The sequence below is a fragment of the Alistipes sp. CAG:268 genome, assembly GCA_000434235.1.
Taxonomy (GTDB): domain Bacteria; phylum Bacteroidota; class Bacteroidia; order Bacteroidales; family Rikenellaceae; genus Alistipes; species Alistipes avistercoris.
Genome location: FR891987.1, coordinates 21,458 through 28,768 on the forward strand (window position 1 = coordinate 21,458; position 7,311 = coordinate 28,768).

Annotated in this window: 4 protein-coding genes (1 of these 4 running past the window's edge); 1 reads left to right on the forward strand and 3 read right to left on the reverse strand. The window is 62.6% G+C overall.

The features are described 5' to 3' along the window. The 3 genes from QZL63_RS03850 to QZL63_RS03860 form a co-directional block, all read right to left on the reverse strand. Positions 1 to 1,607 carry the start of a glycoside hydrolase family 2 TIM barrel-domain containing protein gene (locus tag QZL63_RS03850; RefSeq protein ID WP_022308013.1) on the reverse strand. The gene continues 2,005 nt to the left of window position 1, outside the view, so the window shows 1,607 of its 3,612 coding nt (coding positions 1-1,607); the start codon lies at positions 1,605 to 1,607; its stop codon lies beyond the left edge, outside the window. A gap of 177 nt (positions 1,608 to 1,784) precedes the next feature. Next, positions 1,785 to 3,656 carry a biotin/lipoyl-containing protein gene (locus QZL63_RS03855; protein ID WP_022308014.1) on the reverse strand — a complete coding sequence of 624 codons (1,872 nt, stop codon included), beginning with the start codon at positions 3,654 to 3,656 and terminating at the stop codon, positions 1,785 to 1,787. Between the two features lie 216 nt (positions 3,657 to 3,872). After that, complete coding sequence (locus QZL63_RS03860; protein WP_290585934.1) at positions 3,873 to 4,958, reverse strand: AI-2E family transporter; 1,086 nt, start codon at positions 4,956 to 4,958, stop codon at positions 3,873 to 3,875. Positions 4,959 to 5,409: 451 nt separating this feature from the next. Here QZL63_RS03860 and QZL63_RS03865 point away from each other — a divergent pair. Next, a partial coding sequence (locus tag QZL63_RS03865; protein ID WP_290585937.1) for a carboxypeptidase-like regulatory domain-containing protein occupies positions 5,410 to 7,311 on the forward strand: 1,902 nt, incomplete at its 3' end.

Sequence of the window (7,311 nt, forward strand, 5' to 3'; positions counted from 1 at the left end):
CGGCTGTTGATCCAGACGCGGCGGTCGCGGATCTCGATCTTGCGGAGCCCGTACTGCGAGAAGGTCGTCTCGAGCGTCTGTCCGTCACGGTCCTTCAGTTCGAGGAGCACCGTATAGAGATAGGGCGTCTCGGCCGACCAGAGTTGCGGCGAGGAGACGGGAAGCACGGCCTCGGCAACGGCCTCGGAGCCACGGGCCACACCGCTGAACGGGAGGCTCTGCTCTGCGACGCGGTGCCCTTCGGCATCGAGCAGCGTGACATCGACCGAGGCGGCCTCGCGGCCCCGGCCCCCGACGTTGGCCACATGGGCGCGGACGCGCAGGCCGGCGCTGCGGAAGTCGTCGGACAGGTCGGCATCGAAGCGGAAGTCGCGCAGACGCACCTTCGGGGTGGCGTAGAGGTAGACGTCGCGGTGGATGCCGCTCAGGCGGAACATGTCCTGATCCTCGAGGTAGCTGCCGTCCGACCAGCGGTAGACCTCGACGGCCAGCGTATTGCGGCCCGGACGGACGTAGCGCGTGATGTTGAACTCGGCATCGTTGTTCGCGCCCTGGCTGTAGCCTACCCTGCGGCCATTGACCCAGACGTACATGGCGCTGTAGACGCCGTCGAAGTGGAGGTAGACCTCACGGTCCTTCCAGTCGGCCGGCAGGTCGAAATCGCGGCGGTAGGAACCCACCGGGTTGGTCTCCGTCTGGTTCGTATAGCCCTTCTGCGGAAGGATGAAGGGCGGCTGGTTCTTGTGCGGGTAGGTCACGTTCGTGTAGATCGGCGTACCGTAGCCGTGCATCTCCCAGTTCGACGGAACGGGAATCTCGTCCCACGCCGAGACGTCGTAACGTTCCCGGTAGAAATCCGCGGGACGCTCGTCGGGGCTCTTCACCCAATGGAACTTCCACATGCCGTTGAGCAGCATGTAACGGCTCGAGCGGTTGCGCACCCACGGCCGGCGGTAGCTTGGGTCACCCTGCATCTCGGCCACCGAGGCGAAGGGCACGAAGGTCGCATGGCCCGGCTCCTTGTTCACGGCGAAGACCGTCTCGTTCTCCCAGTCGTTGTCGCTGGTCGGGCGCAGGGCCGAGAGGTCGATCCGGGCCGTCGAACGGCGAATTGTCCACCGTTGGGCGGGGTCATCGGCCGAAGGGGCCACCTGCCAGGCCGGCTTGCCCGGCTGCACGTCGGGACAGCCGATATTGAGTCCGCCCGCACGGCAGGTGATCGTATAGGTATCCTCCCCGACAGGGGTCAGTTTCCACTCCTGGTTGGCATTGCCGGGGCTCGTGCTCCATTGGATCAGCGGCCCGGGCTGCGAGGCGCGGTTGGCGTTGTCGATGCTCTGGTCGGCAAGTACGGAGGTAATCTGCCAGTAGCCCCCGGTCGAGGACTCGGTGATGATCCAGAGTTGCGACGGCAGGTCACGACCCCGGTTGTTCAGGAAGATCTCGGTTTCGTTGTCGAGGCTGCCCTGGTTGTCGAGCACCAGCCCGCCCGGGCCGACGATCTCGTAGAGAGCCTTCGGATCGAAGTGCTGCGCCGCCGCGGGACGGGACGGGCACAATCCGACGGCAACCAGCCCGCAGAGGGCCAGGAAGCGTTTGAGTGTCATACGCGGTTCAGTTTTTTGGGTTAGATTCGGAATCCAAAGGTAGCAAAAACACGGGCAAGTGCCAAGCGGCCGGACGTTTTTTCAGCAGAGGGGCAACCGTTGCAGCAACGGGGAAACAACGGGTCCGCGACGCCGAAACGCCGCGGACCCGGAAAACAGTCCGTATGGATGGATCCGCTATTCGACCTCGAGCAGCGGAGCGTCGGTCGGAACGTTGTCGCCCTCGGCTACGAAGATCTGCTTCACGGTGCCGGAGTAGTCGGTCGTGATGGCGTTCTCCATCTTCATGGCCTCGAGAACGGCCACCTCCTGGCCGGCCTTAACCATATCGCCCACCTTGACGGAGAGCGTCAGCACGCGGCCCGGCAGCGGAGCCGTCACGGCATGGCCCGTAATCACGGCCTTCGGGCGGGCGGGAGCAGCCTCCGTGGCCTTCGCCTCGGGCTTGGCGGCAGCAGCCTCGGCGGGCTTCGCAGCCGCGTAAGCCTTCACCTTCTGGTCCGTGAGGAAGGTCTTGGCCACGGCCGGGAAGAGCTCGAGCAGCAGCACCTCCTTCTCGTTGGCCGCCAGCTTGACGCCTCCGGCTTCGGGGAGTTCGGGGTTGGGCTGCATCTTGTACTTCGACGTGTCGTAGGGGGTCTCCTCACGCACACCGCAGATCTTGAAGCGGAACTCGGGATCGATCTTCACCGGCGTTTTGCCGTATTCGCCCTTCACGAGGCCCACAAACTGCGACGACTTGTTGGTATACATCGGACGTCCGGCCTTCTCGTCGAGGGCGCAGTTCACGGCCTGGGCACCCACGATCTGCGAGGTCGGGGTCACCAGAGGCGGCAGACCGGCAGCCAGACGCACCGACGGGATGAGCTCCATGGCGCGCGGCAGGATCTCCTCCGACTTGAGCTGCTTGAGCTGGGCCACCATGTTCGAGTACATGCCGCCCGGGATCTCGGCCTTCTGCACCAGTTCGTTCGGGGCCGGGAAGCCGAAGTATGCCTCGATCTTGCGGCAGAGGTCAATCGTCGCGGCCTCGTCGTCGCGCTGTGCGGCCTCGATGGCACGGTCGAAGAGGGCATCCACCTCGTCGGGCAGTTTGTCGGTCAGCGGGTTGAAGGGCTTCGGCTCGGGTTTCTCGACACCGAATACCGACATGTTGAGCTCCTTGCGGATCTCACGCAGTTCCTTGTTGATCTTGGCCACAGCCTCCATGTTCACGCCCGTATCGATACCCAGCTTCTTGCAGAAGACGTAGACGAGCTCGATGGCCGGAGCACCCGTACCGCCGGCGAAGTACCAGCAGTTGGTGTCCACGACATCGACACCCGCAACGATGGCGGCCAGCACCGAGGCCAGGCCGTAACCCGGCGTACAGTGGGTGTGGAAATCGACGGGAATCGACAGGTGCTTCTTGAACAGACGCACGAGCGTAGCCACGCGGCGCGGCGGGATCAGACCCGACATGTCCTTGATGGTGATCATGTCGGCGCCCAGCGCGGCCATCTGACGGGCCTTGTCGAGGAAATAGGCGTCGGTGAAGACCGGATCGGGGTTCTTCTTGCCGAAGAGTTTCGAGAAGAAGCCCTGTTCGGGGTATTTCGGATCGACCGTATAGCATACGGCGCAGTCGGCGATGCCGCCGTACTGCTTGACGTACTTGACCGTCGATTTGACGTTGTCCACGTCGTTCAGCGCATCGAAGATACGCATGATGCCCAGACCGCTCTCGATGGCGTTGCGGCAGAAGCCGTCGATGATCTCGTCCGTATAGGGCGAGTAGCCGAACAGGTTGCGGCCGCGCGACAGGGCCGTGAGTTTCGACACATTCCCGACAGCCTTATGGATCGTTTCGAGGCGCGTCCACGGATTCTCGTTCAGGTAGCGCATCACCGAGTCGGGCACGGCGCCGCCCCACACCTCCATCGCATAGAAATTCGCATCCTTGTAGAAAGGCAGGCAACGGTCGATCTGTGCCTGATTCATTCGGGTCGCGAACGACGACTGCTGGCCGTCGCGCAACGTAAGGTCTCTGATTTTGAGATTTCTTGCCATTGTGATAAGACTTTAGTTCCTGTTTCGGAAATTTGTGTTATTCGAATAACAAAGGTAATAAAGTGTTATGAATATACAACTTTTTCGGACACTTTTTTCGAAAAATCTCACTCCGGGACTGCTTTTCGGAGCGCGGAAAGGTCTATCGGAGCGAAATTTCGGCCGAAACGTCTTTTCGGAGAGCGGAAAGCATCCGAAACCGGACCGCGAGGCCGTTCAGTGCAGGCGGCCGCCGCCGGTCGGCGCGGAGGGACCGGAAGGCGCGGAAGGGCCCGATGGCTCGCCGGCGTCGGGATGACGGTCGAGGTAAAGCCGCTTGAAGACATGCACGCAGAAGACGAACATCGACAACAGCAGCGGCCCGAAGATCACCCCCATGAACCCGAAGAGCGAGAGGCCGATGACCACGCCGAAGACCGTGATGAGCGGGTGGATGTCGGCCATGCGGCGCTGCAGGACAAGCCGCACGACATTGTCCGACTGCGTGACCACCGCCACGCCATAGGCCGCCAGCCCGACGGCGGCCCCCGTGTGGCCGCCGAGCCCCAGCCAAAGCGCCAGCGGCACCCAGACAAGCGCCGTGCCGACGACCGGAATGATCGTGGCCAGGCAGGTCAGCACACCCCAGAAGAGCGGATCGGGCACTCCGAAGAGCAGGTAACCCGCCAGTGCGACGCCTCCCTGCACGACGGCCAGCAGCGGGACGCCGATGGCGTTCGATCTAACGATCATGCGAACCTCGTGCAGGGCGTCGCTCCCCACCCCGCGGCTGAAGGGGAGCAGCTCGCGGATGTACTCCTCCATGCGGCGGCCGCCCAGCAGCATGAAGTAGAGCACGAAGAGCAGGACCACCACATTGACCGCAAAGCCCGTCACCCCGCCGAAGAGCCACTGCCCGAGGTGCGGAAGCTCCGAGAGCAGGCTCCGCAGGTTGCTCTCCTGCCACAGGTCGTAGCCCGTACGCTCCTGGACCAGCGCCGCGAGGTGTCGGGCCGAGGCGACGAGCTGGCGGGGATCGAGCGTAAGGCGCTGCACGCGCTCGGCAACCATCCAGACCAGCAGCGAGATCGGCACCAGGAAGCAGCACACCGCCTCGCCCAGCAGCAGCCAGGCCGCCGCACTGCGCCGCCAGCCGTGCCGCCCGGTCAATCGGTACATCTGCCCGCGCAGCAGGACATAGATCGTCGCGGCCCCCATCAGTCCCCCCAGAAAGGGGGTCAGTTCGACGAAGACGACGGTTCCCAGACCTACGATCAGCGCCACGAGCGAATAGCGCCAGTATTGTTCCCGAACAGACGGCATGCGATACCTTGATATATAATACCGGAAAGGGAGATGACGCAAGGAGCGTGCCACCGGCCCGGTACGGCATCACGCACGGTATTCCGAACGGGCTGCGGCATGGCACGTCAAAATTTCCGCAATGCGCTATTGCGTTCCCGATATATTTCATTATCTTTGTATTCCTTAAACGAATGGCAGTTCGTCCTCTATGTTGGAGACATTCCGCTCGCACCCATCAGGCCGTCGCCTTGTACGGCCCCTGCGCAGCCGTCGGCCCTGCGCCCGGATCCGTCGGGCCGCAGCCGGGAAACGAACCTCCGGCCCCCGTCTGCTGCGGGGCGGCGTTCCGGTTGCCGTGCGGGGAGTTAAAATACGGTGAAATCCGATCTCCCCGAACTTCGCATCCCGTTCAAAGAGACTATCTTTGCGGCGAGGATTCGCATCGAAAGAAACCCTTAATCCATATTTTATGAAAAAACCTCTACTTCACTTTCTCCTGATGGCGGCCTTCATCCTGATCGGCTCGTCATCGGCAATCGCACAATCGACAGTGATCGGTAAGGTCGTCGATGAGAACGACGCGCCGCTCATCGGTGCGACCGTCATCGTGCCCGGCACCTCGACCGGTACCGGAACCGACGCAGCCGGCAACTTCTCGCTGAAGGTCGATGCCGGAACGCAGAGCGTCGAGATCTCGTTCATCGGTTACGTGACCGAGACCCGCGAGATCAAGGGGGGGGGTCGCATTGACCTCGGCACAATCGTCCTGAAGACCGACGCCGTGACGCTGCAGGACGTCATCGTCTCGCAGTCGGTGGCCGTGCAGCGCAAGACCCCCGTGGCCGTATCGACCGTCACGGCCGACGAGATCACCTACAAACTCGGCGGACAGGAGTTCCCCGAGATCCTCAAATCGACCCCCGGCGTATATGTGACCAAGGACGGCGGCGGCTTCGGTGACGCCAAGATCAACATGCGCGGCTTCCAGTCGGCCAACGTCGCCGTGATGGTGAACGGCGTACCGGTCAATGACATGGAATGGGGCGGCGTCTACTGGTCGAACTGGGCCGGTCTCTCGGACGTGACGCGCAGCATGCAGACGCAGCGCGGTCTGGGCGCCTCGAAGATCTCGGCCCCCTCGGTGGGCGGTTCGGTGAACATCGTCACCAACGGCATCGACGCCAAGAAGGGCGGCACGTTCTCGTTCGGCGTCGGAAACGACGGACTCTACAACCTCTCGCTCAGCCTCTCGACCGGCCTGACCAAGAACGGATGGGCCATGTCGATCCTCGCGGCCAAGCGCTGGGGCGACGGCTACATCCAGGGCACGAACTTCGAGGGCTACAACTGGTTCGTGAACATCTCGAAGCGCATCAACGACCGGCACCAGCTCTCGCTCACGGCATTCGGCGCCCCCCAGAAGCACGGACAGCGCAACGCCCTGAACGACGGTCTGACGATCGCCGAGTGGCAGAAGGCCAAGAACTTCATGGGCGAGAAGGACATGTACCGCTACAACGCCAGCTACGGTTTCGACAAGAACGGCAAGCAGCGCTACTCGAGCTTCAACGAGTACCACAAGCCCCAGATCTCGCTCAACCACCAGTGGCAGATCGACTACAAGTCGTCGCTCTCGACGGCCCTCTACATGTCGATCGGACGCGGCTCGGGATACTCGGGACAGGGCCGCACGTCGGCCGACCGCAACGCCTGGAAGGGCACGAACTACGGTATCCTGAACACCACGTTCCGCAACCCCGACGGCACGTTCGCCTACGACAAGATCCAGGAGCTCAACGCCGCCAGCATCGACGGCTCGCGCATGGTGATGTCGAAGAGCAACAACAACCACATGTGGTACGGTCTGCTCTCGACCTACACCAACCAGATCACCCCGTCGCTCGAGCTCTCGGCCGGTGTCGATGTCCGCTACTACATCGGTGAGCACAACAACGAGATCATCGACCTCTACGACGGCAAGTACTTCATCGACGACAACAGCCGCCGCAACGTCAAGGCCTCGGACAACATCGCCGCTGCCGATCCCACGTGGCAGTACGAGAAGCTGCAGGTGGGCGACAAGGTCTACCGCGACTACGACGGACACGTCCACCAGGAGGGCGTATTCGCACAGCTCGAGTGGACGCGCAACAAGCTCAACGCATTCGTCTCGGGTTCGATCTCCAACACCGGATACTGGCGCTACGACCGCTTCTACTACGATGCCGAACACGCCGAGTCGGACCACGTGAACTTCCTCGGATACACGGTCAAGGGCGGCGCCAACTACAACATCACCGACAAGCACAACGTATTCGCCAACCTCGGATACATCAGCCGCGCACCCTTCTTCTCGGGCGGCGCATTCCTG

What these genes read in the sequence shown, in the direction of transcription:
- QZL63_RS03855 (WP_022308014.1), bottom strand. Translation starts at nt 3,656, where the DNA reads ATGGCAAGAAATCTCAAAATCAGAGACCTTACGTTGCGCGACGGCCAG.
- QZL63_RS03860 (WP_290585934.1), bottom strand. Translation starts at nt 4,958, where the DNA reads ATGCCGTCTGTTCGGGAACAATACTGGCGCTATTCGCTCGTGGCGCTG.